General features: G+C 68.8%; 22 protein-coding genes. 11 read left to right on the top strand and 11 right to left on the bottom strand.

What is annotated here, in order from left to right; genetic code table 11:
- The first annotated feature begins 488 nt into the window (after positions 1–488).
- Genes D9599_RS21780 through D9599_RS21770 form a run of 3 tightly spaced genes read left to right on the top strand, consistent with a single transcriptional unit; the run spans position 489 to position 3,969 of the window.
- The gene (locus tag D9599_RS21780; protein ID WP_198383402.1) at positions 489–2,057 is read left to right on the top strand and encodes an ABC transporter substrate-binding protein; all 1,569 of its coding nucleotides are present in this window, start codon (positions 489–491) and stop codon (positions 2,055–2,057) included.
- Between the two features lie 8 nt (positions 2,058–2,065).
- Positions 2,066–3,319 (top strand): 3-oxo-tetronate kinase, encoded by a 1,254-nt coding sequence (gene otnK, locus D9599_RS21775; protein WP_198383401.1) that lies wholly within the window; start codon positions 2,066–2,068, stop codon positions 3,317–3,319.
- Positions 3,316–3,969, top strand: coding sequence for a class II aldolase/adducin family protein (locus D9599_RS21770; protein ID WP_198383400.1), 654 nt, complete (start codon positions 3,316–3,318; stop codon positions 3,967–3,969). Before otnK ends, D9599_RS21770 begins: the two co-directional genes overlap by 4 nt.
- Positions 3,970–3,989: 20 nt before the next feature.
- Here D9599_RS21770 and D9599_RS21765 read toward each other — a convergent pair whose 3' ends face one another.
- The 9 genes from D9599_RS21765 to D9599_RS21725 form a co-directional block, all read right to left on the bottom strand.
- Positions 3,990–5,237, bottom strand: a complete 1,248-nt coding sequence (locus tag D9599_RS21765; RefSeq protein ID WP_198383399.1) for an aspartate aminotransferase family protein — start codon at positions 5,235–5,237, stop codon at positions 3,990–3,992.
- Between the two features lie 69 nt (positions 5,238–5,306).
- Positions 5,307–7,472 (bottom strand): thiamine pyrophosphate-dependent enzyme, encoded by a 2,166-nt coding sequence (locus tag D9599_RS21760; RefSeq protein ID WP_198383398.1) that lies wholly within the window; start codon positions 7,470–7,472, stop codon positions 5,307–5,309.
- 34 nt (positions 7,473–7,506) lie between these two features.
- Positions 7,507–9,762 carry a N,N-dimethylformamidase beta subunit family domain-containing protein gene (locus D9599_RS21755; protein ID WP_198383397.1) on the bottom strand — a complete coding sequence of 752 codons (2,256 nt, stop codon included), beginning with the start codon at positions 9,760–9,762 and terminating at the stop codon, positions 7,507–7,509.
- Positions 9,759–10,106 (bottom strand): hypothetical protein, encoded by a 348-nt coding sequence (locus D9599_RS21750; protein ID WP_198383396.1) that lies wholly within the window; start codon positions 10,104–10,106, stop codon positions 9,759–9,761. Before D9599_RS21750 ends, D9599_RS21755 begins: the two co-directional genes overlap by 4 nt.
- A 61-nt stretch (positions 10,107–10,167) precedes the next feature.
- Positions 10,168–11,220 (bottom strand): extracellular solute-binding protein, encoded by a 1,053-nt coding sequence (locus D9599_RS21745; protein WP_198383395.1) that lies wholly within the window; start codon positions 11,218–11,220, stop codon positions 10,168–10,170.
- 31 nt (positions 11,221–11,251) lie between these two features.
- Positions 11,252–11,974 carry a GntR family transcriptional regulator gene (locus D9599_RS21740; RefSeq protein ID WP_198383394.1) on the bottom strand — a complete coding sequence of 241 codons (723 nt, stop codon included), beginning with the start codon at positions 11,972–11,974 and terminating at the stop codon, positions 11,252–11,254.
- On the bottom strand, positions 11,971–12,792 hold the full coding sequence (locus D9599_RS21735) for an ABC transporter permease (protein WP_198383393.1): 822 nt from the start codon (positions 12,790–12,792) through the stop codon (positions 11,971–11,973). Before D9599_RS21735 ends, D9599_RS21740 begins: the two co-directional genes overlap by 4 nt.
- Positions 12,789–13,658, bottom strand: a complete 870-nt coding sequence (locus D9599_RS21730) for an ABC transporter permease (RefSeq protein ID WP_198383392.1) — start codon at positions 13,656–13,658, stop codon at positions 12,789–12,791. The genes D9599_RS21735 and D9599_RS21730 overlap by 4 nt, the downstream gene beginning before the upstream one ends.
- On the bottom strand, positions 13,655–14,743 hold the full coding sequence (locus D9599_RS21725; protein ID WP_198383391.1) for an ABC transporter ATP-binding protein: 1,089 nt from the start codon (positions 14,741–14,743) through the stop codon (positions 13,655–13,657). Before D9599_RS21725 ends, D9599_RS21730 begins: the two co-directional genes overlap by 4 nt.
- 100 nt (positions 14,744–14,843) lie before the next feature.
- Here D9599_RS21725 and D9599_RS21720 point away from each other — a divergent pair, with 100 nt between their 5' ends.
- Both D9599_RS21720 and D9599_RS21715 read left to right on the top strand, forming a co-directional pair.
- Positions 14,844–17,147: a penicillin acylase family protein gene (locus D9599_RS21720; RefSeq protein ID WP_198383390.1), complete on the top strand. Its 2,304-nt coding sequence runs from the start codon at positions 14,844–14,846 to the stop codon at positions 17,145–17,147.
- A 101-nt stretch (positions 17,148–17,248) separates the two neighbouring features.
- A complete protein-coding gene (locus D9599_RS21715; RefSeq protein ID WP_198383389.1) occupies positions 17,249–18,832 on the top strand; it encodes an ABC transporter substrate-binding protein in 1,584 nt (527 codons plus the stop codon).
- Between the two features lie 51 nt (positions 18,833–18,883).
- On the opposite strand, the gene D9599_RS21710 is transcribed toward D9599_RS21715, so the two are convergent.
- Positions 18,884–19,231, bottom strand: a complete 348-nt coding sequence (locus tag D9599_RS21710; protein WP_198383388.1) for an NIPSNAP family protein — start codon at positions 19,229–19,231, stop codon at positions 18,884–18,886.
- A gap of 87 nt (positions 19,232–19,318) precedes the next feature.
- Here D9599_RS21710 and D9599_RS21705 point away from each other — a divergent pair, with 87 nt between their 5' ends.
- From D9599_RS21705 to D9599_RS21680, 6 genes are all read left to right on the top strand, one after another.
- The gene (locus tag D9599_RS21705) at positions 19,319–20,041 is read left to right on the top strand and encodes a FadR/GntR family transcriptional regulator (RefSeq protein ID WP_198383387.1); all 723 of its coding nucleotides are present in this window, start codon (positions 19,319–19,321) and stop codon (positions 20,039–20,041) included.
- 33 nt (positions 20,042–20,074) lie between these two features.
- Positions 20,075–21,214 carry a mandelate racemase/muconate lactonizing enzyme family protein gene (locus D9599_RS21700; RefSeq protein WP_198383386.1) on the top strand — a complete coding sequence of 380 codons (1,140 nt, stop codon included), beginning with the start codon at positions 20,075–20,077 and terminating at the stop codon, positions 21,212–21,214.
- Positions 21,211–22,212, top strand: a complete 1,002-nt coding sequence (locus tag D9599_RS21695) for a hydroxyacid dehydrogenase (RefSeq protein ID WP_309228679.1) — start codon at positions 21,211–21,213, stop codon at positions 22,210–22,212. Before D9599_RS21700 ends, D9599_RS21695 begins: the two co-directional genes overlap by 4 nt.
- Positions 22,209–23,384, top strand: coding sequence for a mandelate racemase/muconate lactonizing enzyme family protein (locus D9599_RS21690; RefSeq protein WP_198383385.1), 1,176 nt, complete (start codon positions 22,209–22,211; stop codon positions 23,382–23,384). Before D9599_RS21695 ends, D9599_RS21690 begins: the two co-directional genes overlap by 4 nt.
- Complete coding sequence (locus D9599_RS21685) at positions 23,381–24,520, top strand: mandelate racemase/muconate lactonizing enzyme family protein (RefSeq protein WP_198383384.1); 1,140 nt, start codon at positions 23,381–23,383, stop codon at positions 24,518–24,520. Before D9599_RS21690 ends, D9599_RS21685 begins: the two co-directional genes overlap by 4 nt.
- A 61-nt stretch (positions 24,521–24,581) precedes the next feature.
- Positions 24,582–25,574 carry a tripartite tricarboxylate transporter substrate binding protein gene (locus D9599_RS21680; RefSeq protein ID WP_198383383.1) on the top strand — a complete coding sequence of 331 codons (993 nt, stop codon included), beginning with the start codon at positions 24,582–24,584 and terminating at the stop codon, positions 25,572–25,574.
- Between the two features lie 121 nt (positions 25,575–25,695).
- Here the strand turns inward: D9599_RS21680 and D9599_RS21675 are convergent, their stop codons facing one another.
- On the bottom strand, positions 25,696–26,454 hold the full coding sequence (locus D9599_RS21675) for a GntR family transcriptional regulator (RefSeq protein WP_198383382.1): 759 nt from the start codon (positions 26,452–26,454) through the stop codon (positions 25,696–25,698).

Genomic DNA, 26,454 nt, shown 5'->3' with positions numbered 1-26,454 from the left:
GCGGTAACGCGCTGGCGGCTGCCCCGGGCCTTTGACAACGGCGAAGCCATCTCCGCTCTACAGCGCGGCGGATGGCCGCAATTCGGAGTTCCCGTGGCAAGTCACTGGCAGGCCGGCGAGGGGCAGAGGGGCTAACGCAGTGAAGAAATACAAACTGCAGTGGCCCCGCCCGACTTTGCCTGCGCGGGTTTGGGTTACGCTTTCCTCGCAGGCCTGAGCGTGCGCTCAAGGTCCCGGGGCGAATGAGTAGCGGAAGCAGAACGTACCAGAGATAGAACTGGTGGTGTCGCCACACGGTACGCGCCGCGGCGGGTGGCGCAATGCCGGAAAGATCGGTTCGGCCGCTTGCATGCCCAAGGTAGCGAAGGTCGCCTACGGCTCGGAGGCAAGTGATATATCATATCTTGCTTCGGCACGAGCATGGCATAGGATGAGGCACAAGAAGGCCAGAAGAGCCGACGACCTGCGTCAGAAGAGAGGAGGTGTCCTTGTTCGGTGCGAGCCCCACCCGTCGCGGACTTCTGGCAGGCGGCAGTCTGGCCCTGCCGGCACTCCTCCTCTCAACTCGCCCGGTGCACGCGGCCGGGTCGGTGACGGCGGTGCTGGAATCCGAGGTCGTGATCGTGGATCCCCACGCCACCACCGCGGCCATCACGCGCAGCTTCGGCTACCAGGTCTTCGACACGCTCTTCGCGCAGGATTCAAAAGGCGCGATCCGTCCGCAGATGGTAGAGGGGCATACCGTCTCGGCTGACGGGCTGACCTGGACCTTCATCCTGCGTGAGGGCCTCGCCTTCCATGACGGTGCGCCGGTCACCGCGGCGGACTGCGTGGCGTCACTGCGCCGCTGGGCATCACGCGACAGCCTGGGCCGCATGCTGCTGGCGGCGCTGCGCGAGATGCGGGCCGAGGATGCGCGCCGCTTCACCTTCCTGCTGAGGGAGCCCTTCCCGCTGATGCTGGAGGTGCTGGGCAAGCCGAACGCGCCTGTCCCCTTCATTATGCCCGAGCGGATACTGCCGCCCGGTGAGGGGCGGATTACGGAGATCATCGGATCGGGGCCCTTCACCTTCGAGCGCGACCAGTGGCGCACCGGCGACCGCATGGTGCTGCGCCGGAACGCGCGCTACGTCCCTCGCGCTGAGCCGCCCGATTTCCTGGCCGGCGGCAAGGTGGTGAGGATTGACGAGCTGGTGTTGCGAACCATGCCGGACGACCCGACCGGCGTGAATGCGCTGATCGCCGGCGAGATCGACTACATGCAGTATCTTCCCTTCGACTTCCTCGGGCCGCTAGGGCGCAACCGCAACGTACGGCTGATGGGCCTGAAGGGCATCGACATGTTCCAGGGCAATTTTCGCCTGAACCACGCGAGCGGCCCCTTCGCCGATCCGGCCGTGCGGCAGGTGATGTGGAAGCTCGTAGACCAAAAGGGCGTTATGGACGCCATCGGCATCCCCGCGGAGTTCCGTGTGGAGAACTGCTCCTCCTTCTGGATGTGCGACACGCCACTGGAGACGGCGGCGGGAGCCGAGGCCGCGCGCTTCGACCTCGATGGAGCAAAGGCCGCGCTGGCGCGGACGGCCTACAAAGGCGAGCCGGTGATCATGCTGCAGGTCTCCGCCTCCATCTCCCAGACGGCGGCGCACGTGCTGGCTGAGAACATGAAGAAAGCCGGTTTCACCGTGGACGAGCAGGTGATGGACTGGGGCACCGTACTCGCCCGCCGCGCGCGGCCGGACGGGTGGAGCCTGTTTCCCGTTTATGCCAACGGCGTGGACATGATGTCGCCGCTGAACCACTTCTACGTGGCGAATAATTGCTCGGACTATCCCGGCCGCAGCTGCGACGCGCGGATTACCACGCTGTTGGAGGAGTTCGTGCGCGCCCCGGACGCGGAGGCGCGGAAGGGCGTGGCAGACCGGATCCAGCGCGCGGCATACGAGCTGGTGCCGAGCGTGATGTGGGGACAGTTCTCGCGCCCCGCCGGATATCGCGCGCGCCTGCGAAACCTTATCCCATCCAGCTTCCCGATGTTCTGGCAGGTGGAAGTCTGACCGGCGCGATGCTGCTCGGCGCGATCGCGGACGATCTGACCGGCGCGGTGGAGCTGGCGGGAATGCTGGCGGCCGGTGGGATGCGGGTGGCACTGGTGTTGGACGATGCGCCCGTGCCGACCGGGCAGGACGCGGTCGTCGTCGCCCTGGCCTCCCGCGTGGCAGCCGTGGGGGAAGCGCGCGCTGCCTTCGCCCGGGCGGCGGATGCCTTGCTTGGCGCCGGGGCCGAGCGGATTTTCTTCAAGTACTGCGCGACGTTCGACTCAACACCGGCGGGCAATATTGGCCCCTGCGCCGACGTGCTGATGGAGCGGGCGGGCGCGGAGTTCACCCTTTTCGCCCCGACTTTCCCGGAGGTTGAGCGGCGGGTGTTCATGGGACACCTCTTTGTCGGCGCGCAGCTTGTGTCGGACTCGCCCAAGCGCTTCGATCCGCTAACTCCGATGACAGAGCCAAACCTTGTGAAGGTTTTGTCGGCACAGACCGCACGAGCGGTCGGATTGATTCCGCTGCCTTCGGTTGCGCAGGGCGCGGAGGCGGTTGTGCAGCGAGTGAATGCCCTGCAGGCGGAGGGGGCATCCTACGCCATCGCGGATGCGGGCACGGAGGAGGACCTGGCCACGCTCGCGCGCGCAAGCTGGGATTGGCGGCTCACGACGGGCGGCTCCAACTTGGCGGCGCACTATCCGGCGATCTGGCAGGAGAGGGGATTGCTGTCGCCGGCCCTCGCGGCGGCGCCGCTGCGCGCAGGTGGGGGCGGTGCGGTGCTGGCCGGGAGCTGCTCGGACCGCACGCGCGAGCAGGTGGAGCATTTCGCCGCGCGACATCCGGTGCTGCGGATCGATTTAGCGCGGATGGAATCACCCGAGGCGGCGCTGCGGGACGCCGCGGCATGGGCAGTCCCGCTGCTGTCGCTCGGACCAGTCTGCGTGACCACGGCGGGCGATGCGGAAGCGGTAGCCGCCGCGCAGGCCCGGCTGGGGCGCGACGGTGCGGCGCGCGCGGCGGAAGGGCTGCTCGGCGCGCTCGCGGTCGCGCTGGTGGGAGCGGGCGTACGCCGCATCCTCGTCGCGGGCGGGGAGAGCTCGGGCGCGGTGATCCGCTCGCTCGGCATCTCCCGCCTTTCAGTGGCGCCCTATGTCTCGCCGGGGATCGGCCTCTGCGCGGCGGAGGAGCCCTCGCCGCTGGCGCTCTGCCTGAAATCGGGGAAGCTGGGTCCGGTGGACATGTTCTCGACGGTGCTGGAGACGATGCGCGCATGAGCGAGGTTGCGCAGGCGCGGGACGAGGTAGCGCGGGCATACCGGGAGCTGGGGCGGCTAGGGCTCAACTTCGGCAGCGCGGGCAACGTCTCCTGCCGAGTGACGGAGGGGATGGTCATCACCCGCTCCGGCACCACGGTGGACGCCACGGCAGAGGGCGATACAGTGTGGATGACGTTGGATGGCAACGCGACGGATGCCGCCGTGCCGTCGAGCGAGTGGCCGATGCACGCGGCAATCCTACGCTCTTTCCCGGAAGCGGGAAGCGTGGTGCACACCCACGCGGATGCCTGCACCGCCCTGGCCTGCCTCGGCGAGCGACTGCCGGCCTTTCACTACATGGTTGCGGGCTTCGGGGGCGATGACGTGCGATGCGCACCTTACGTCACCTTCGGCACGCCCGAGTTGGCGGAAGTAGCGGTGGAAGCGATGCGCGAGCGCACTGCCTGCCTGCTTGGCAATCACGGCATGATCGTCACGGGGCGCGACGTGAAGACGGCCCTTGCGGCGGCAGTGCGGCTTGAGACGCTCGCGCGGCAGTACCTGCTCGCACGCTCCGCCGGCACGCCGCGCCTGCTCGACGCGGGACAGATGGACGCCACGCGCGAGCGCTATAAAACTTACGGCGGGGCCGCTTCCACACAGGTTTAATGGCCGCCCGGCCAGGGGGGCTAGCGGCGCGCCACCGCCCGGAACCCGGCCTCGGCCGCCTCCAGCGCCCGGTCGATATCGGCCTCGGCATGTGCGCAGGACAGGAACATGTTATGGCGCGGGTGAAAGTAGGTCCCATGCCGCAGGGCAGCGACGCAGAACGCGTCGCCCTTCTCCCAGTTCGCGTCATTGTCGAAGATCATCAGCGGCATCTGCGCCGGGCCGGTCTGCCGCACCGGCAGGTGGTATTGGCGGGAGAGCGCGTCGAGGCCGGCACGCAGGCGCTCGCCCATCGCCTTCATCCTCGCTGGACCATCGATGCGGCGCAACTCGGCGATCGTGGCCAGGGCGGCAGCCATGGGCACGGCGCCGCACCAGAAGGAACCAGTGGTGTAGACCTGCGTCGCGGCCTCACGGAAACGCTCGCGCCCGGTCACGGCAGCGAGCGGATAGCCGTTGGCAATAGCCTTGCTGAAGGCGGAAAGATCGGGTCGAACACCTAGCGGTTCCCAGGAGCCGCCGAGATCGATGCGAAAGCCGGCGCGCACATCGTCGAGAATGAGGGCGGCCCCCGTCGCGTCGCAGAGCGCGCGCAGGTGGCGAGCGAAGCCGGGGCGCGCCAGATCCTGGTGCGCGGCGTAGTCGTGCCGCACGGCGGTGACGATGACGGCGGCAAGGTCGCCCTTCGCCGCCTCGGCCGCGGCCTCCAGGCTAGTGATGTCGTTGTAGTCGAAGGTGAGGATGTGAGCTCGGTCCTCCGCCGTGACGCCCGCGAGCGACGGGGAGCACCAGGGAACCGCACCGTGATAGGAACCGCGGGCGACCAGCACCTTGCGGCGCCCCGTGGCGGCGCGGGCAATGGTCACGCAGGCGGTGGTCGCGTCCGTGCCGTTCTTTGCGAGAAGCGCCCAATCTGCGTGCGGGATGGTGTCCACGAGGAGTTCGGCCAACTCGACCAGGACGGGGGCGGGGCCGTTCATGCAGTCGCCCCTCTCCGCCTGATCCCGAGCGGCGGCCTCGACGACGGGGTGGCGATGACCGAGCACCACAGGACCCCAGGAGCACATAAAATCGATGTACTCGCGGCCATCAGCGTCCCGAAGACGGCAGCCTTCCGCCGAGGTGAAGTACTGGGGGTAGCCCTCCGGCAGCTTCGTCACGTTGAGGTGCCCCCAAAGGCCACCCGGGATGACGGCGCGCGCGCGGGCGCGCAGGGCCGTGTCGGAAGTGGCAACGGTGGATGGATTGGGGAGAACGACCTGCGACATGAACGGATCCTCGTCTTTCAGCCGCTGATATATCATATGCCGGCGCTCTGTCGGAAGTGCTTTGCAGCGTCAGCCGACCAGCCTTCGCAGGGCGACCTCCACTTTCCTCGCGTTACCGAGGGCCGCCATGTTGAGTGGGGGCGAGACAACCGGCGCGGCCTCGGTGCCGGTGACGCGGAGGATCTCGGCGTCCAGCCAATCGAAGAGGCGTTCCTGAACCTCCTGAACGATGCGGGCGCCGTGGCTCGTGCCGCGCGCCGTCTGCTCGGTGACGAGCACGCGGTGGGTGCGCCTCACGCTCGCCTCGATCAGCGCCCAATCCAGGCCGGAGGGGTCCAGACTACGCAGGTCGATGACTTCGGCGTCGATGCCGGTGGCCTCGGCCGCCTGAATGCTGGCGGGAACCATGGTGGAGTAGGTGAGGACCGTGCAGGCGGAGCCGGCCCGCGCCGTGCGGGCGGCCCCGAGCGGCACGAGGTAGTCCAGGTCGCCGCGCGGGACGGGGCCGGTGGTCTGGAAGAGGTCCTGGTGCTCGATGACGAGAACGGGGTCGCTGCAGCGGAGCGCCGCGTTCATCAAGCCGATATAGTCGTGCGGCGTGGAGGGGGAGACGATCCGCCAGGCCGGGTAGAGGGCGAAGAGGCCGGAGGGATCCATGGAATGCTGGGATCCGTAGCCCGTTGCCGGCGAGACGCGCGCGCGCACCACGACCGGCACCTCCGTGCCTCCGAACATGTGCGAGAACTTGCCGATGCCGTTGAACATCTGATCGGCGGCGACGATGCAGAAGTCACCGAACATGATGTCCACTACCGGCCGCAGCCCGCAGGCGGCGGCGCCGAGCGCCATGCCGGTGAAGCCATTCTCGCAGATGGGCGTGGGAAAGACCCGGTCGGGAAAGCGCTCGACCACGCCCCTGGTCGAGCCGGAGACACCGCCGCGCAGGCGGTGCACGTCCTCGCCAATGAGGATGATGCGGGAGTCGCGCTCCATGTTCCGCAGAAGCGTCGCGGCGATAGCGTCGATGTACTTCATCTCCGTTCTCGCCTCGGCAGGGACGGAGAGGGCTTCGAGGAAGCGCTCGCCCTTCAACTCGGAAAGATCGCCGCGGATGCCGTGCTCCACCTCCGCCACGTCCGGAAGGGCGCCGGCGCGGATCTGTAAGGCATTAGAATCTCGCGGCATCTCGGTCAGGGCGGCGGCAGCGTCCTCGACCACGCGGCGCGCGCGTGCCTCAAGGGTGGCGAGGCCTGCTTCGTCAAGCACGCCCATAGCCATCAGCCGCGCTGGCATCGTCACCAGCGGATCGCGCGCGCGCCACTCGGCCTCCTCCTCCTTGCTGCGGTAGCCCAACTGGCTGCCGAGCAGCGGGCCGCTCTGGTGCAGGAAGCGATAAAGAATCGCTTCCACGAAAACCGGGCCACCGGTCGTGCGGATGGTCTCCACCGCCCATTGCATGGCGCGGCGGACGGCGAGGAGGTCCATGCCGTCGCATTCCACTGAGGGAACGCCAAACATGGCTCCGCGCGTGGTCAGCCGCGTCTCCCGCGTCTGTTCCCGTACATGGGTGGAGACGGCGTAAAGATTGTTCTCAAGGAAGAAGATGACGGGCAGGTTGTAGAGCGCCGCGAGGTTGATCGCCTCCATCGACTGGCCGGCCATCAGCGTGCCGTCGCCGAAGAAGGCCACCGAGACGTGGTCGCGGCCGAGCACTTTGTCCGCCAAGCCGTAGCCGACGGCGTGGGGCAGGTTGCCGCCGATAATGGCACTGGTGCCGATGATGCCAGCGGGCGCCCAGCGCATGTGCATGGAGCCGCCCCGCCCGCCGCAGAAACCCTCGGATAATCCCATGATCTCCGCCACGGCGCGCCGGACAAGGGTTGCGGCTTCCTTCAGCGGATCGTCACGCCGCGGGTCGTAGCCCTCGGGAAGAGCGCTGTTCAGCAGTTTGGCGAGGATCTGGTGGTGCGCGCGGTGGGTGCCGTTCAGCTTGTCCTTCGTGCCGAGGACCGACATGGCGCCGACCGCGCCGGCCTCCTGCCCGATCGAGGCGTGCGCCGGCCCGTGGACGAGCCCCTGGCTATGCAGTTCGAGAATCTTCTCCTCGAAGCGCCGGATGAGGAGGAGCTGCTCCATCCATCGGGCGAGGGCCGCAGGGTCCTCCGCCGCCCAATCGGACTCGTCTACCTCCAGCCGGAACCATGGCGTGTCGGTGAGGATGGGCTTTCGTTGCATTGGGCGTTTCCTGTAATGCGCCGTGTTCCGGCGCTTAGGCGTCGAAGCCCTCGAAAGGCGCGGGGTCGAGGAAACGGCGCAGCACGTTGCCGGTAAGACGGCTAACAGTATTGTCGTAGCCGTTGTGTGAGAGCGCGCAGGCCCAGGCGATGGAGCCGGTGGAGAAGACGGCGCCGCCTTGCGCGGTGGGAAAGAAGGCGATGTCGGCGCGCACGCGGGCGTTCTGGTCGCCCATTGTGCCGCGGTGAAGGGTTCGCAGTTCCTCCAGCGTCGGCACGCCGCCATAGTCCAACCGGTCCGCCGTGGCGAGCCAGAGGAGGTGCGGTGGCGAGCCGAGGGTCGGCTCCACGCGATCCACCTCCAGGCCCGCCGCCCCGCCGCCCCGCAGGCCGAAATTACCAAGCGGGGTGTCGAGGTCGATCCCCTCCACCGCCCAGGCCACGCGAGGGTCGCGCGCCGGCTCGCGCCAGGCATAGGGATAGGAGCGGGTGAACACCTGCGCGTCGAACCCAACGCCGACGAGGCGCTGCGGCGGCCGTCCATTGGCGCGCCAGAGCCCGGAGGGCTCGCCAGTGAAGGAGAGCGCGTTCTCCCCGGGCTCACCCTCCCAGGTGCGGAGGCCGTTCATGCCGCGGCGGATCTCCATGGCGTGCGGCTCCGTTGGGTGCCAGCCGATGCGCCAGTAGAAGCCGTTCCCGCCGAGATACATGTGCCGGCCGCCGCCGCGCTGGTAGGAGTCAAAGGCCTCGATCATCGTGCGGCTAAAATACTCGGGGTGAGAGCCAGTGATGACGCAGCGATAGGGGGCGAGGGCCTGCGCGCCGTGGCGGTGAATGTCGTCATCCACGATGATGTCGTAAGCCTGCCCGGCATTCTCCAGCCAGTCGATGATGTGCGTGTCGTTGCCGTAGTTTAAGGTGGCGCCGCGCGGCCGCATGTTCAGGATCGGACGCTTCGCCGTGGAATAGCACCATCCGCTGCCGTCACTATGCGTGTCGTAGGTGGAGAGCCCGAGTTCACGATGCTCCTGCAGGTACACGTCGTCGCGCGAAAGGGCGATCAGGCCCTCCAGCATCGCCTCCGCATGCACCTGATCCAGCCGAAGCGCGGAGTTGGCGTAGGCGAGGAAGGTGGCGGTGCTGGCGACGAAGGCGAGCTCCGCACGAGGCTTACCGAGCGGCGCGCGGACGAAGAAGGAGACGAAACTCTCGACGGGATCCTCGCTCTCCTGCCGGGCGCGGAGGCGGAGCGCGTAGAAGCCGCTGCGCCAGGTTTCCGGGACGGTGAAGCGCAGGTCCGGCGTCCAGCCGGCATCGTGCATGTCGTCGCTGTGGAAGTGAATGGCGCCGTAGAGTTCCGGTGCCTCGGTCCAATGAACGGTACGGCCATCCCAGTTCGCTCCTGTGGCGGCGCGCATCGGCATCTGGCGCAGCGTGCCGTCCAGCCGGTTAGCGGAGAGGTCACGGACCGTCCCGGTCGGGATATCGCACGAGAAGTCCCAGGCCGCGATGAGCGCGGGATCCGCAGGATGGGGGGAAAGGTTCTCCGATAGGGCCCGCAGCGCGGCGGGATCGGGCGCGGCGGCAAGCAGGCGCGGACGATCGATCTTGCCATCCAGGTGCCCGGCGGTTCGGGGTGACGGGCCCGCCTCAAGCGCATGGGCGGCGATGACGAGAGCAGTGTCTCCCGGCCAGGTGGGGTCGCGTGGGCCGTCAGTCGTTGAGGAGCAGCCGGTGTCGCGACCAGCCTGAGGGTCGAGGCTTGTCTGCGACACGCTCATGCTGCCTGCCGCCGCATCCAGCCCGGCAGCCACGAAGATCCATTCCCGTTCGATCACCGGGCGCGAAGCGGTCGCGCGCCAGACGCGGCCGCCGGCTCCCACTGTGAATTGGAGCTTCGCGTCGGCCGTGAGTGCCAGACGCCACCCCGCCTGCGTGTCGGCGCGCCAGCGGGAAAGGATCGTCTGCTCGCCCGCGCCTGGTGCAGTCGGGAAGAGGAAAAGGCCGAGGGAAAGCGATCCTGTGCGACTCAGCGCTGGGCCATCCGGCACGATGGCGCAAGAGCCGGGGCGGAGAGGCTGGTTACGCAGCGCAACGGGGCCGTCGATGGACGTACCGGGCTGGTGGAAGCGCAGGCCGGGCCCGTCCGGGTCAGGATCGGCGCAGCGCACACGGAGCAGGGTTGCCTCCGCACTCGCCAGCGCGGCGCTGGAGAGATGGAAGGTCACCTCCTCGCCTGGGGAGACGACGAGCGGCCATGCATAGCCGAGGACGGAGTTGGTGTCGGTCACGCGGGCCCTCTCTCGGCGTCCTGGATGCGCTGGCCGGTCAGCGCTTCCCAGCGCATGACGAAGACGGCCCACTCGGCCTCGGCGAGGCTAGTGAAGATGCGGTTGGGGAAGGTTTCCACCGGTGCCCCACGGCGGCCCGGCAGGCGGCCGAGCATCCAGCGGCGGTTCGGTTCGATTACGATGAGCACGTGGCGGTTGCCGACGCCCGACCAGCGCATGCGGTGCAGCAGCTTCTGCAATTCGTCGCCATGCGGGCCGCGCGGCTTACGGCGGAACTCCTCGACAAGGTCGAGACGGGCCGGGTCTACCGGCCAGTGCGCCGCCTCGGGGTCGTTCACCAGCATGGGAAGCAGTTTCCAGTGGCAGGGGAGGAGGCGGGCCGCGCTGACCCGGCGTGAGAAGCGATCACCGCGTGAGCCAGTTGACCCATCGTTCGCGCATCGCGTTGCGGTTCGCGGCAATCCAGTCGTAATCCGCGACCACTAGCTTCTCCCAGTTCTCGGGCCAGGAGGCGCGGTAACGGCGCTCCGATTCAGGCACGAGGGAAGCGGTTTCCCGGTTGTTCGAGTCGAAGGAGACCTTGTCGCTGAAGGGCAGGTGTTCCTGCGGGTTCTGCACGAAGAAGTCGAGGAAGCGCATGGCGTTCGCCGTGTTCGGGCCGCCCTTCAGCACCGCCCAGTTGCCGACGTCGCGGATGGCGCCGTTCCAGGTGAAGTCGAACTCGCCGCTCTTCGCCAGCGGCACGGCGCGGGAGGAGTAGAGCACACTGAGGACGGCATCGCCCCCGCGGAGGATCTGCATCGAGTTGTCGCCACTCTTCCACCAGGCCGCGACATGGGGCTTGATCGTGTCCAGCTTGCGATAGGCGCGGTCCAGGTCCATCGGGAACAGCGCGTCGCGCGGCACGCCGTCGGCGATAAGGGCCGCGAGGGGAAGCCACCACTCGCGATCGCCCGTGTCGGGTAGCGAGCGCGGACCGGGGAACTTCGCGGTGTCGAAGAAATCTGCCCAAGAAGCGGGTCCGCCGTTCGGAAAAGCCTTCTTGCTCCAGGTGATGGCCATGCCGCCGGCCGTGCGGATGATGCCGGTCGGGAAGCAACCGCCGGGCAGGGCGTGCTGCGTCATGGCGGGCGTGGTGCAGTCTATCGGCGCAAGAATATCCGCGTGCTGGATCAGGTCCGGAGGCGTCGCGGTGACGACGTCGAAGGGAATGTTGCCGCTGCGCTGGCCGGCGCGGGCACGGGCCCACTGGTCCGGGAGCTCGATGGGGATGGAGCGGACGCGGATTCCCTGTTCGCGCTCGAAGCGGCGGTAGAAATGTTCCTGCAGACTGCGCTCCATCAGCCCGCCCGTCGCGCAGACGATCACCTCGCCGGAGCCCCGCTGGGCCAGGGCCGGCCGCGCGAGCGACACGGCTCCTGCGGAGGCCGCGAGAAGTGCCCTTCGGTTCACGCCCATGCCCTGTCTCCTCTTCGGGGTTGGTCGATGGTCAGGCCGGCGCGGCCCAAGCGACGTCTCGCTCCATGCGCCCGAGCAGCGCAACGAGGTTGGCGCCGCCCTCAGTCAGGTCGGCGCGCAAAGCCTCGCGCGTTGCGTGCGGGTCGCGCGCGCGGAGCCCCTCGATGATGTCGAGATGTCGGTGGCGGCCGGGATAGGCGGGCCGGGCATCCGGGTAGAGGAAGGCGTGCATGGGCCCGTTGCGGAGCCAGATGCTCTCGATAAGGGATAGCAGCTCCGGCATGGCAGCGGCAGCGTAAAGCGTGTGGTGGAAGGCCCAGTTGGCGCGGTTGGCCGCCAGTGGCTCGGCCCGGTCCTCGGCCGCCACCAGCGTTGCGTGGGCGCGCTCCAGCGCCTCCACCTCGTGCGGGGCGGCGCGCAGGGCGGCGCCCTCGGCGGCCAGGCCCTCCAGCTCAAGGCGGATTGTGCGAAGCTCGAGATATTGCTCGAGGCTGAGGCCGGCGACGGTGATGGAACGGGCCGCCTCCAGGCGGAGGGCACGTTCGCGGGCAAGCTGCACCACCGCCTCGCGCACCGGGGTTTCGGAGACACCCATCGCGGCAGCGAGGTCCCGGATCTTAAGGCGTTGCCCTGGGCGCATCCGTCCCTCAAAAAGCGCGGTGCGGAGTTCCTCGTAGACGCGGCCCGCAAGGTTCTCACGGCCGACGGGAGCGACGAAGTCGAGCACCTTGGCGGTCTGGTTCACTGTATTCACGTTCCGGTCCTGCGCGCCCGCCGCTCCATGCCGCGCTTAAGCGCGTAGCCGATCAGGAGGGCTGCGATGGTGAGCGCCGTCAGCATGGTGGCCACCGCGGCAAGAGTGGGAGAGATGTTGAAGTCGATGTCCTCGAACATCTTCCGCGGCAGCGTCTTGCGGTCGAGGTCCGAGATGAAGAAGGAGACGACCGCCTCGTCGAACGAGATGATGAAGGCGAAAAGGGCGGCGGAGATCAGGCCCGGCGCAATCAGCGGCAGTGTGACGTGGAGGAAGGTGCTGCCTGGCCCCGCGCCGCAGGAGAGAGAGGCGCGCTCCAGCTCAGCGTCGAAGCGATACAGGGCGGCCAGCACGGTGAAGACCACGAACGGCAGGGCAAGTACTGTGTGCGCCATGGCCAGGCCGAGCAGCGAGCCAGTGAGGCGCAGCTGCTCGAAGACGAGGAACATGGCGACGGCCAGTGCGATATGCGGGACGATGACGGGGCCGATGACCAGCAGCTCGACCAAGCCTTTCCCAGGCAAGCGGCCGCGAACGAGGGCGAGGGCGAGCATGGTGCCGATAGTCGTGGCACAGATGGCGGCGATGACGCCAGCCTCCGCGCTGAAGAGCGTGGCGCGGATCCAGTCCTCGTCCCCGAAGTATTCCGCATACCACCGAAGGGAGAATCCCTTCGGCGGAAAGCTCAGCAGCCGTTCCGGTCCCACGGACATGGGGATGATGATGATTGTTGGGAGCAGCAGGAAGACGGTTACGGCATAGGCCGCGGCGTTGAGCGCCGCACGGCCCGCGCGGTTCGGGGCAGGCGGGCGGCTCATGCGGACCCCACGAACCGCTCTAGCCGGACGGCGCGTTTGAAGACGACCGCGATCGCGAGGACGAAGAGGAGCAGGATGCCCACCAGGGCGCCGGCGAAGGGCCAGTCCAACATCTCCCGCACCTGCTGCGAGACGAGGGTGGAGATCATCATCTGCTGCGGCCCGCCGATGAGCGCCGGGGTGACGAAGAAGCCCAGCGCGAGGAGGAAGACCATCAGGCAGCCCGAGGTGACGCCGGGTAGCGCGAGGGGCCAGACCACTTCCCGGAACGTGGACCAAGACGAGGCGCCCAGCATCTGCGCGGCGCGCGTGAGGTCTTCAGGAATGCCCCTCAGCGCTGAGAGGATGGGCAGGACCATGAAGGGCAGCAGGACATGCGCCATAGCCAGCACCACCGCACCCTGCGTGTAAAGGAAGCCCACCGGGGCGCTCGTCAGTCCCACGCCTTGCAGCATCTGGTTCAGCACGCCGTTGCGCTGGAGGAGCACCATCCAGGCATAAGTGCGCACGAGTACGGAGGTCCATAGCGGCAGGAGCACCGCAGCCGCCAGGAGGCCGAGCAAGAGCCCGCGGCTGCGCGACATGACCAGCGCCAGCGGCCACGCCAGGACGAGGGCGAGTGCCGTGACGAGCACCGCGATCACAAGTGTACGGAGCATGACGCGGAGATAGACGGGCTCGGCGAAGGCACGGGCATAGTGCGCTGTCGTGGGCTCGGGAACGAAGAGGCTTTCGCGCAGCAGCACGGCTAGCGGCAGGATGAAGACGAACGTGACGAGCAGCAGGAAGGGTGCCGTCAGCAGCAGGCTGGCCGCCGGGCTGTAGCGCCGCCCACCTAGGAAGAAGGAGGCGGGGCGGCGGCTCACGCGGCGAAGGCTCGCGCATCGGCGGTCTGCCAGGAGAGGCGCACATGGTCGCCGGGTCGGGGCTCGTGCAGGCCGCCACCGGCGGGAATGCGGGCGCGCAGCCGTTGGCCGGCCTCGTCCTCCAGCATCAGCGTGGTGGCGTTGCCGGCATAGATCGCCTCCTTCACCCGCGCCGCCGGGCCGTTGCCCGCGGGCAGCACGCGAAGGCGCTCTGGGCGCAGCGCCACCTTGATGCGGCCGCCGGCCGGCAGGGCCTGGGCGGCCGTGGCGCTCATCCGGCCGCCACCGTCCAGGGCGACGGAGACCGGCTCGCCCGCCGCCGCTGGATAATCGAGATGGCCTTCACAGAAATTCGTCTCGCCGATGAAGCCTGCGACGAAGACCGTCTCGGGTGCCTCGTAGAGGTCGCGCGGCGCCCCGACCTGTTGCAGGCGGCCGTGGTCGAGCACCGCCACGCGGTCCGCCATGGTCAGTGCCTCCGTCTGGTCGTGGGTGACGAAGACGACGGTGATGCCGATCCGCTGCTGGAGATGCTTAATCTCGAGTTGCATCTCCTCCCGCAGGTTCTTGTCGAGGGCGGAGAGCGGCTCGTCCATCAGCAGCACGCGGGGCTGATAGACGATCGCCCGCGCGATGGCGACGCGCTGCTGCTGCCCACCGGAGAGCTGCGAGGGGCGGCGGTCACCCATGCCGCCGAGGCGCACCGTCTCGAGCGCCGCTCGCGCCCGCTCCTCGCGCTCCGCGCGGCCGATGCGGCGCATCTTGAGTGGGAAGGCGATGTTCTCCAGCACCGACATGTGGGGGAAGAGCGTGTAGCGCTGAAACACCATGCCGAGGTTCCGCCGGTTTGGCGGCGCCCAGGTTACGTCCTCTCCCCCGATCAGGATGCGGCCCTCATCCGGGTACTCGAAGCCCGCGATGGCCATGAGGATAGTTGTCTTGCCAGAGCCGGAAGGGCCGAGCAGGGCGAGGAACTCCCCTGCGCCGACCCGCAGCGAGACGTCGTCGATCGCCTTTACGGGCCCGAAGCGCTTCGCTAGCGCCTCTAAAGCCACCTGCCCCTGTGACGTGTCCCGCACTCCCATCCCGGCTCCTCGGACAATCGCCTCACGGGACAGGCTATTTGATATATCGACAGCGCCGCAAGCCCGTTTCACACTCCTCCCGAACCTGGGGAGGGACGGGATGCCAGCATTGGACGAAGCAATGCTCCGGGGTGCGCTGCCGCCACTCGAGGGGGAGCTGCGGCTGCCTGGGCTCTCAGCGCCGGTGGAGGTGCTTCGCGACACCTATGGGATCCCGCACCTCCGCGCCGCCGGCAGCGGCGATGCCTGGTTCGCGCTGGGCGTGGTGCACGCGCAGGATCGCCTGTTCCAGATGGAGCTCACGCGCCGGCGGGCGCTGGGCCGCGCGGCGGAGTGGCTTGGCCCCGCGGCAGCCGAGGCTGATATCCTTGTTCGGCGGCTTGGGATGGAGGTCGCTTGCCGGCGGGACTACGCCGCGCTGGGTGAGGCAGCGCGCACGATGCTGGAGTCCTACGCGGCCGGGGTGAATGCCTTCCTCGCCTCCGGTGCACCTTTGCCGGTCGAGTACGCGCTGCTGGAAGCGCGGCCTGAGCCCTGGGAAGGATGGCACAGTATCGCCGTGATGCGGCGGCTTGGGCTGCTGATGGGATCGGTCTGGTTCAAGCTCTGGCGCGCGGCGGCCTTGCCGGTGGTGGGGGCGGAAGGCATCGCGCGGCTACGCTACGATGATGGCGGGGCCGACTTTCTCTGCATCCCGCCGGGGCAGGAGGCGAGCCGCCACAAGGCCGACCTCTCGGCGCTCGCACCTGCCATCCGCGCCCTGCTCGAATCGCTCGGCCTGCCCGGCGACGAGACGGGTGGCGGCAGCAACAACTGGGCCGTCGGCCCGGCGCGCAGCCGCACCGGGCGGCCGGTATTGGCCGGCGATCCGCACCGCATGTTCGAGATGCCGAACATGTACGCGCAGCACCACGTGGCCTGCGACAGCTTCGACATGATCGGGCTGACCGTGCCGGGCGTGCCGGGCTTCCCGCATTTCGCGCAGAATGGCCGCGTGGCCTATTGCGTGACGCACGCTTTCATGGACATCCACGACGTCTTCCTCGAGCGCTTCGAAGAAGGCGGCGCGCGCGTGATGCACGCGGGCGAATGGACACCCGCCCGCCGCCGTGAGGAAACAATCGCGGTGCGAGGGGAGGGGACGCGCCGCTTCGAGGTGGTGGAGACGCCCAACGGGCCGGTGATCGCGGGCGACGCAGGCCGCGGCACCGCCCTCTCGCTGCGCTCCGTTCAGTTCGCCGAGACGGACCTCTCCTTCGATTGCCTGCCTCGGATGACGGGGGCTGGCAGCGTCGAGGGCCTGTTCGAGGCAACGCGTGGTTGGGGCCTGATCGACCACAACCTGGTTGCCGCGGACACGGCCGGCAGCATTGGCCACCTTGTCCGTGCGCGCGTGCCACGCCGCACGCGGGAGAGCGGGTGGCTGCCCATGCCCGGCTGGACGGGTGAGCACAACTGGCGCGGCTGGATTTCACATGACGACATGCCGCGGGTCATTGACCCCGCGGAGGGACTGATCGTCACCGCCAATAACCGCGTGGTGGCGGATGACCACCCCGACTATCTCTGCACCGACTGCCATCCGCCCTACCGCGCTGTGCGCATCTTGGAGCGGCTGCGAGCAAAGCCGGATTTCGGCGCGGAGGATGCGGGCGCGATCCATGGCGATACACTTTCCCCCAATGCGCTGCTGCTGCGTGACCGGATGACGGCCATGACACCCTTGAAGGGCGAGGCGGAGGCGCTGCGGGCGCGGCTGCTAGCCTGGGACGGGCACATGGAGGCGGGCGCAATGGAACCGACCGGCTATGTCGCCCTTCGCCGCGCGCTGACGCGCATCCTCGCCGAGCGCAGCGGCCTCGCCGAAACCGGCGCCCATCCCTGGCTGGCGGTGGCGCCGGGCGTCGCGCCGATGAACCAGCTCTGGTGGGCGCTGCCGAATCTGCTGCGGCGGGATGACGCCTCGCTGCTCGGCGGCTGGAGCTGGGAGGACGCCATTGGCGCGGCCCTGCACGAGGCGGCGGCCACGCCGGCGCAGGCCTGGGGCGAAGCGCACCGGCCGCGCTTCGCCCATCCCCTCTCCGCGCTCTTCCCTGAGGCGGCGCCGCTACTGGAGCCACGCGCCCTGCCGATCGGCGGTGACAACGACACAGTGCTGGCGAATGGCCTGCTCGCCGCGGCCGGGCCCGCTGCTGGATACGGGGCGTTGGCCCGCTACGTCTTCGATGTCGGCGACTGGGACAAGAGCCGCTGGGCCGTCTTCCACGGCGTTTCGGGGCAGCCCGGCAGCCCGCATTATGCCGACCAGCACACTGATTGGGCCGCGACCCGCATGGTGCCAATGCTTTACACTTGGGATGCCGTGCGCAGCGACGCACGCTCTGTCCAGGTGCTGCGGCCCTGAGCGGGAACGGCGGTGCCACGCCGCTCTGCACACGACCAGGAATCTCGCCATGAGCCGGTAAGGCTCGCCGACCCACCCCGGGCCGATCAGAGGGAAGAACGATGAAGCGTCGTGATGTGCTGGCCTTCTCCGCCGCCGCGCTGGCGGCACCCTCCGTCGTCAGGGCGCAGGGAACGCCCGGCGCACGGAGCGTCCTGCGGTTCGTGCCCCAGACGGACCTCGCCCTGCTGGACCCGGTGTTCAACACCGCGCTCGTCACGCGCAACCACGCGATGATGGTCTATGACCAGCTCTACGGACTGGACGAGTCCTACGAGCCGCGCCCGCAGTTGGTGGCGGGCCATGTCATCGAGGATGACGGCCGGCGCTGGCGCATCTCGCTGCGCGAGGGGATTACCTTCCATGACGGCACGCCCATCCGCGCCGCCGACGCGATCGCCAGCATCGCCCGCTGGTCGCAGGCGGACGTGCTGGGGCAGAACATCCGTGCGATCACGGACGAGATGACGGTGGTCTCCGACCGGGTATTCGACATCCGGCTGCGCAAGCCATTCCCCCTGCTTGCCGCGGCACTGGCCAAGCCCTCCTCCTTCTGCCCGGTAATGCAGGAGCGCTTTGCCCGCAGCCCTACCTCGACCCAGGTGACGGAGATCGTCGGCAGCGGTCCCTTCCGCTGGGTGGCGAATGAGCGGCTGGCTGGCGTGCGGGCGGTCTACGAGCGCTTCGCAGGCTATGTGCCGCGCGACGAGCCCGCCAGCTTCCTCGCCGGCGGCAAGCGCGCGATGCTCGACCGTGTGGAATGGCATACGCTGCCCGATGCCTCCACGGCCGCCTCGGCCATGCAGCAGGGCGAGGTGGACTGGTGGGAGCAGCCGACGCCCGACCTGCTGCCGTTGCTCCGCCGGAACCGCAACCTGCGGGTGGAGGTGAAAGATCGGAGCGGATCGATGTCCATGATCCGCCTCAACCACCTCCAGCCGCCCTTTGACAACCCGGCGATCCGCCGCGCCTTCCTCCCAGGCATCCGGCAGGCGGACTATATGACGGCCATCCTCGGTGAGGATCGTTCCCTCTGGACGGACCGCTGCGGCTTCTTCCTTCCGGGCTGCCCCTTGGCGACGGAGGTGGGGCTTGAGACGATGGACGGCGCACCGGACCATGCCCGCGTGAAGCGCAACCTGGAGGCGGCGGGCTATCGCGGGGAGCGCGTCGTCTTCGTCGTGCCCACCGACAACGCGCGGCTGAACACGATGAGCGAGATCGCGGCGGACATGTTCCGCCGGAGCGGCGTGAACCTCGACTACCAGCCCGGCGACTGGGGCACGATCGCCGCGCGGGTGAACAACCGCGGGCCCCTGGACCAGGGCGGCTGGAGTGTCTGGTGCAACACCATTCCCGGCATCATTGCGACCAGTCCTGCCACCCAATCCTATCTTCGCGGGCCGGGGCGCGCGGGCACCTATGGCTGGCCGGACCTGCCGCAAATCGAGGCCCTGCGCGACAGGTTCATGAAGGCGCAGGACCCCGCGGAGCAGAAGCGGCTTGCCGAGGCCATGCAGCGCCAAGCCTTCGAGGACATTCCTTACCTGCCGACCGGCGGCTTCACCCAGCCGACCGCATTCCGCGCCGACATCACGGGCATGCTCAACGGCTTCCCGCTGTTCCACAATATCCGAAGAGGCTGACCGGGCACTCGCCCACGGGGCGCAGGCCCCTCGCTGCGTTCCGTCCGGACGCTACGGTGCGGAGGGTGGCGTTTCTTGTGCCTGCCAGAGGACCTTCATGAAGGGTGCTGGGAGGAGAAGCTTGTTCTCCTGCCGAAGCACCATCGGCCGCACCTTCGCGGCGTAGGTCTTCCACGCCGGATCGGCAAGAAGCCGCGCGCGGCGCTCCGTGCGCTCGGCGAGATCCTCGTAGGCCCAGAGGTGGACCACTTGGTTAAGCGGCCCGAACTCGGTGGAGTAGTAGCCCACCATGCGGCCGAGGATCGACTTCTGGATCACCAGCCCCTCCGCCTCGTAGGCGGCCAGGTAGGCCGCGGCCTGCCCCGCATGCAGGGTATAGATCCGCTCTTCGACGATCATGGGCGTCTTCTCCCCAGGAGAGCCTTGCACTGGCCCTCGAATTGGTAATACCAATTCGGTAAGACCAATTCGGAGGTGCGTCAAAGAGTGATTGGCCTCCCTGCGATCGGCGAAGAACGCGCCAACCTGATCGGCCGCCTTCTGCCCTTCATCGCGCATCGGCGGCTGGAGCCCGGGGATCGCCTGCCTTCTGAACGCGAGTTGGCGGAGCGCTTCGGCGTCGGCCGTGGGGCGGTGCGCGAGGCGCTGGCCGTGCTGGAGACGCTGCGGATCGTCGAGCGGCGGCCGAACTCCGGCATCTACCTCCGCCGCGTGGATCGGCAGGGCTCCATCGAGGCCATCGTGCTGCAGGCTGAGTTGGGCATCCCGCTGACCGAGGCGGAGGTGCGCGAGGTCGTCGAGTTGCGCCGCATCCTGGAGATGCAGGCCGTGCGCCTCGCGGCCGAGCGCCGCCAGGCCGGCGATATCCAGCGGCTGGACGAAATACTGGGTCGCACGGACGGCGTGATTGCCGCCTCTGGCAACCCCGCGGACGAGGACGCCGCCTTCCACTTGGCAATAGTGGAAGCGACGGGGAACCATGTGTTCCTGCGGGTGGTGAACGCCTTCTACCTCATGTCCCGCAGCCGGCGGCAAGCCTACTTCGCCGACGGTAGCCGGGCGCCGCTCTCCCAGAGGCAGCACCGTGCGCTGCGGGACGCCGTGGCCGCCGGCGACGCGGACGCGGCAGAACGGGCCATGGCCGGTCATCTGCGAGGCGTCGAGAGCTACTGGATGGAACTGCTCGAACGACGGGCACGCGGCGACTGAATCGGCGGCCCACCCGGAGGAAACAACAAGAACATGAAGGTTACAGATGTCATCTGCCACGTGCTGCAGTCCAAGGTGGAGCAGCCCTTCACCTCGGCGCGGGGCTGGCTCTACACCACGCGCGCCTCATGCATCGTCGAGATCCGGACGGACGAGGGGATCACCGGTTGGGGCGAGTGCTACGGCCCCGCGGCGGTGAACCGCACGATCATTGAGACGCAGTACCGCGCACGCGTCATCGGCCGCGATCCCTTCGACGTGGAGGTCGTGTGGGAGGACCTCTACAACCGCATCAAGGATTACGGCCTTACCGGCATGACCATAGCCGCGCTGTCCGGCATTGATATCGCGCTCTGGGACGTGATCGGCCGCGCGCTCGGCAAGCCCATCCACAAGCTGATCGGCGGGGCCCACCGCACGGAGGTGCAGGCCTATGCCACTGGCCTCTACTTCATCGACATGGACAGGTTGGTCGAGGAGGCGGTGGAAGAGGCCGAGGATTACGCGAAGCAGGGCTTTCGCGCGATCAAGATGAAGATCGGCCTCGGCGACCCGAAGCTGGACCTGAAGCGCGTCGCGGCCGTGCGGCAGGCGATCGGCCCGGACATCCGCCTCGCCGTTGACGCCAACCACTGCTTCACCGTCCCCCAGGCCATCCGCCTCGGTCGCGCAATGGAGGAGCACGACATCCTCTGGTTCGAGGAGCCGATCAGCCCCGAGGACCACGACGGTTACGTGGAGGTCACGCGGGCGCTCGACATGGCGGTGGCGGGCGGGGAGAACGACTTCACGCGCTGGGGCTTTCGCGACGTGATCGTGCGCAAGGCAATGGACATCGTCCAGCCCGATGTCTGCGCGGCCGGCGGCATCAGCGAGTGCCGCAAGATTGCCGCCATGGCCTCGGCGCATGGGGTGGAATGCGTGCCGCATGCCTGGGGATCGGCCATCGGCCTGGCGGCGACGGTTCAGTTCCTCGCGGCGCTGCCCGACACACCGCCGGCCTTCCGGCCCATGCCGCCCATGCTGGAATTCGAGCAGACGCCGAACCCGTTGCGGGACCGGCTGGCGAAGGACCCGATCGTGCAGCGCGGCGGCATCGTCCGCGTGCCGGATGGGCCTGGGCTGGGGATCGAGGTAGATCCCACCGTCCTCGACCAGTACAGGGTGGCGTGACCGTGCTCGTCGCGCTCACCGATCCCATTGACCCCTCCGGCGACGCGATCCTGCGCAGGGCTGGCCACGAGGTGGCGCTGCCGGGCGAGGGGGGGCTGGACGCCCTGCTGGCCCGGGCGGAGGCGGTGGTCGTCCGCCGCAAGCTGCCGGACGACCTCTCCGCCCGCGCGCCGCGCCTCCTCGCCGCCGTGCGGCAGGGCGTGGGGGTGGACATGATTCCGGTGGAGGACTGCACCGCCCACGGGGTGCTCGTGGCCAATGTGCCGGGGGCTAACGCGGACTCCGTTGCCGAGTTCGCCATTGCGCAGATGCTCGCCGTCGCGCGGCGGGCCGAAACAATGCATGCCGAACTGATTGCGAAGGACTGGAACACCGCCCGCGCGCGCTCCGCACAGGCTTTCGAGCTCCGCGGCCGCGTGCTCGGTATCATCGGCATGGGGGCAATCGGCACCAGGCTCGCGGAGATCGCGCGGGATGGCTTCCGCATGCGCGTGCTCGCCCATCGCCGCGGCGACGCGCCCATGCCCGAGGGCGTGGAGCGTGCTGAACCCGACCGGCTCTTCGCCGAGAGCGACTTTGTCGTCCTCGCCTGCCCGCTGACGCCGGAGACGCGCGGCCTCGCCTCCGCCGCGCGGATCGGGCGCATGAAGGGGACGGCTTGGTTGCTGAACCTCGCCCGGGGGCCGGTGGTGGAAGGTGCTGCGCTGCTGGAGGCGCTGCGTGCCGGAAGGATCGGCGGCGCTGCGCTCGACGTGTATGACGAACAGCCGCTCGCGCCGGACCACCCGCTGCGCGCTCTGCCGAACGTCATCCTCACGCCTCATGTGGCCGGGCTGAGCACCGAGGCGGTGGAGCGGATGAGCACCGGCGCGGCCGAGGAGGTGGTTCGCATCCTTGCGGGCGGCCGCCCACGCTCCTTCATTAACCCTGAAGCTTGGGAGGCGTCCCGCAGACGACGTGCCGTTCTGGGCTACTCGGTCGAGGAGGCTGCGGCATGAGGATCTCCCGCGTGCATGCCACTTGGTGCCGCGTGCCCATCCCCTATGAGCGCCAGCACACGAGTGACTTTGGCCGCGTCCCCACCTTCGACTCAGTTATCGTGCGGGTGGAGACGGCGTGCGGCCTGACCGGCTGGGGCGAGGCCAAGGCGGGCGTGGGCAGCGCCGCTGCCTGCGCCGGACTCGCAGCCATTATCAACGATGACTACGCGCCACTCCTGCTCGGGCAGGACCCGCGCGACATCTCCCGCCTTTGGGACGTGATGTACAACACGCCGCGCGAGGGCTACGCGATCGCTGGCGGCTACGCGCTGCCGCAGGTGGGGCGGCGCGGCCTCTCCATCTCCGCCATCGCGGGCGTGGACGTCGCGCTCTGGGATATTCTCGGCAAGTCGCTCGACGTGCCGGTCTGGCGCCTGCTGGGCGGAAAGCGCGTGGACCGGATGCCCGCCTATGCCTCCGGTGGCTGGGCCGATGCCACGAAGATCGGCGAGCAGTTGCAGGGGTACTGCGACCAGGCGGGCTTCCGGGCCGTGAAGATGCGCGTCGGCGTCATGGACGGCTCGCCCGCACGCTCGGCGGCGCGGGTGCGGGCGGCGCGGGAAAGGCTCGGCCCCGACATCCGGCTCATGGCCGACGCCCACGGCACCTGGACAGTGGCCGAGGCCCGCGCCTTTGCCCGCATGGTCGAGGATTGCAGCCTTTTCTGGTTCGAGGAGCCCGTGAGTGCGGACGACAAGGCCGGCATGGCCGAGGTACGCCGCTCCTCCTCCGTGCCGATCAGCGCGGGGGAGAGCGAGTTCACTCGGCACGACTTCCGCGAGATCTGCGAGCTGCGCGCGGCGGACGTTCTGCAGCCGGACCTCGCCATTGCCGGCGGGTTGACGGAGGGGCTTCGTATCTCGGCCCTCGCTTCGGCCTACAACCTGCGCCTCGCGCCGCATCTCTGGTCCGGTGCGCCGGCTTTCGCGGCCGGGATGCACCTCGCCGCAACGCAGAGCGCCGGCTTCATCCTCGAGTACTCGCTCGGCCATAACCCGATGCTGCACGACCTCATCGAGGAGAGCTTCCCTGTGGAGGACGGCCACGTCGCCATCCCGGACAGGCCGGGGCTTGGTATCACCGTGCGCGAGGCCTTCCTGCAGAAGTACGGTCAGGAGGGCCGCGCATGAAGATTGCCGCCATCGAGGCTTTCCCCACCTCCTTTCCGGTTCCGGAGGGAGCGGGCGTGTCGCTCGGCGTTGGGCGTGCGGTGAAGCGGGACGCCGTGGTCGTAAAGGTGACGACGGAGGACGGCATCGTCGGCTGGGGCGAGAGCCATCACGGCCGCGCCCATACCGCCGTCGCCGCCCTGCTGCAAACCACGCTGACGCGGCTGGTGAAGGGCATGGACGCGACGGACGTCGTCGGTGTGTGGAACCGGATCTATCGCGGGCAGCTAGCGAGCCACGGCATGGGCGCGGGCTGCGCGCTCGCCATGTCCGGGCTCGACATGGCACTCTGGGACATCCGCGGAAAGGCGGTGGGCTGGCCGCTCTACCGGCTGCTCGGCGGCGCGGCGCGTGCGGTGCCGGCCTATGCGGGCGGCGTCGCCCTCGGCTACCAGCCGCCCGAGGAGCTGGTGGAGGAGGCCCGGCCGCACCTGGAGGCGGGCTACCGCGCCCTGAAGCTCCGGATCGGCGACACGGTGGCCAACGATGCCGCGCGCATGGAGGCGGTGCGCCGTGCCTTCGGCGACGAGGTGGACATCCTCGCCGACGCCAACACCGCCTATTCGCTCGCGGATGTGCGCCGGGTGATGCCAGTTATGGACGAACTGGGGATGGGCTGGCTGGAAGAGCCTTTTCCGCCCCATGACCACCGCGCCTACCGTGAGGCGCGCAGCTACGGGCGCACTCCGTTGGCGGTCGGGGAGAACCATTTCACGCGCTACGAGTTCTCGCCGCTGCTGGAAGCCGACAGCATCGGCATCTGGCAGCCGGATCTGTCCAAGTGCGGGGGTATCACCGAGGCTTTGCGCATCGCCGCCATGGCCTCCGCGCACAAGATCGCGGTGCATCCGCACAGTTCCATGACCGGGCTGAACCAGGCGGCCTCGATCCACTTCCTCTGCGCCATCGACAATGCCGGCTACTTCGAGGCCGACGTGTCGCGCGGGAACCTGTTTCGCGATGCTCTCGTCAGCGAGCCCTGGCGGATTGGCGACGATGGCTGCGTGCGCCCCAACGAGGCGCCCGGCATCGGCGTGGAGGTGGACGAGGAATGGCTGCGGGCCCACCCTGCCATTGAGGGCCCCGGCTACGTGTAGCGCATGATCCCCGCGACCGCCCCGGCAGAGAGGCGGCGCGAACCGGAGGAGGAGACGTTCCATGGTTCACACGAGGCGCGGCCTGTCCGGCCGCATTGCAGCCGCCCTGCTTTCGGTGGGCATCGGGCTGGCACCTGCCGCAGCACCTGCTGCCGATCCTCCCTTCACGCGGGAAGTGCGGTTCCTAAACCCGTTCGCCCCGGGTGGCACCTCCGACCTGATCGGACGGATTCTTGCCGACCAGCTGAGCAAGCAGATCGGCCAGAACGTCGTCGTCGAGAACAGGACAGGCGGCGGTGGCGTGGTGGCGGCGCAGGAGCTGGCGCGCTCCAACCCCGACGGGCACACGATCCTTCTTGCGTCAATGGGCGTGCTGACCATCACCCCGCAGATGCAATCCGTGCCCTACGATGTGGAGAAGGACCTGCTGCCCGTCGCGAACATCGCCTCGGTCTACAACATCCTGGTCACGGGACCGCGCTCGCCCATCCGCCGCTGGCAGGACCTGGCAGAGATGGCGAAGGACCGTTCGCGCACGGTCACCTGCGCCACGGTCGGTGCCGGGTCCAGCCAGCAACTCTCCTGCATCCTCTTCGCTTCCATGACGGGTGGGCAGATCACGCAGGTTCCTTACCGAGGCGGGGCGCCGGCCATCCTCGACATTTCGACCGGCCGCGTGGACGTTATGTTCGGCAATATGCCGGAGTTCCTCGGCCAGATCCGCGACGGTGGGCTGCGCGCCGTGGCCTATGGTGCGAGCGAGGCCTCGCCGCTGATTCCTGAGCTTCCGGTCATCTCACGCGACGGCCTTCCCGCCTTTAAAATCCCAAGCTGGTTCGGGGTGGTGGCGCCCGGTCGCACGCCGGAGGCCATGGTGGCCCGCTGGAATGCCGAGCTGAACCGCGCCATGGAGGCGCCCGACGTTCAGCGCCGCTTTACCGAGAACGGGCTGCAGCGCCTGGGCGGCACGCGCGAGGACTTCATACGGCAAATCGCGGCGGATCGGCAGCGCTGGGGCGGGATCATCCGCGAGCACAACATCCGTGCGGATTAGAAACGGAGCGAGCCTCCTTGATCTTGTGAATTTGCCGCTGCGTTCGCCTCTCGAAGAGCGTGTTACTGCTGAGAGCCGCTAAGCTCGCGGCCGCGGTGGGGTAGGGCAGGGTTTGCCCGGCCTACCCCGCCTGGCGCCGGAGGCGCGTGACGTAGGAAAAGCGTTCCCCCGGGTGCAGGCTGACGCTGACGGCCAGCGGCTTGCCCGCGGGGTCGAGATAGCGGCGGGTGATGCGCAGCCCATGGCCGCCCGGCGGCGTCTCCAGCGCGCGCGCTGCCTCGCCCGGCGGAATGCCCGAGGCGGTGATCTCCTGCACCACTTCCGAAATCGGCCGTCCCGACCAGGCGGCCAGCACCGCGGCGATCAGCTCCGCGGCATCCCGGCCGCGCAGGCGATCCTCGAAGTCAGGAGGGGCCGCTTCAGCATCCGCATGGGTCTCAGTCCAGCAGAGCGCGGGACCGCCGTCCGACGGCACGCGCCGGCTCAGGACCCGCAGCCAGCGGCGGCCCGCCTGGAGCCCCTGCTCCCGCTCCATGGCATGGTCCGCCACCACGGGATGCACGCCGAGGATCTCGCGCCGCGTCTCGGCCGCGTATTGCAACAGGTCCCCCATCCCGGCGAGTGATTGGAGGTAGGTGCCGCGGCCGCTCGGGCCGAGGGCCGTGACCCTCGTGCCCGCGCGTCGCCGACGCGAGACGAGCCCGAGTTCCTCAAGCCGGTCCAGCGCCGCCCGCATCGTGGCCCGGCTGACACCGCGTTCGGCCGCCATCTCGACTTCGGGCGGCATCTGCGAACCGAGCGGGTGAAGCCCGCCCGCAATCTCCTTGGCGAGCTCGCGCGCGAGGGCGGCGTAGCGCGGTTCGGCTGAGAGGGACGGCAT

This window comes from Roseomonas sp. KE2513 (assembly GCF_016107305.1).
In the GTDB taxonomy this organism is placed as follows: domain Bacteria; phylum Pseudomonadota; class Alphaproteobacteria; order Acetobacterales; family Acetobacteraceae; genus Roseomonas.
This window is presented reverse-complemented; position numbering and strand designations above follow the sequence as displayed.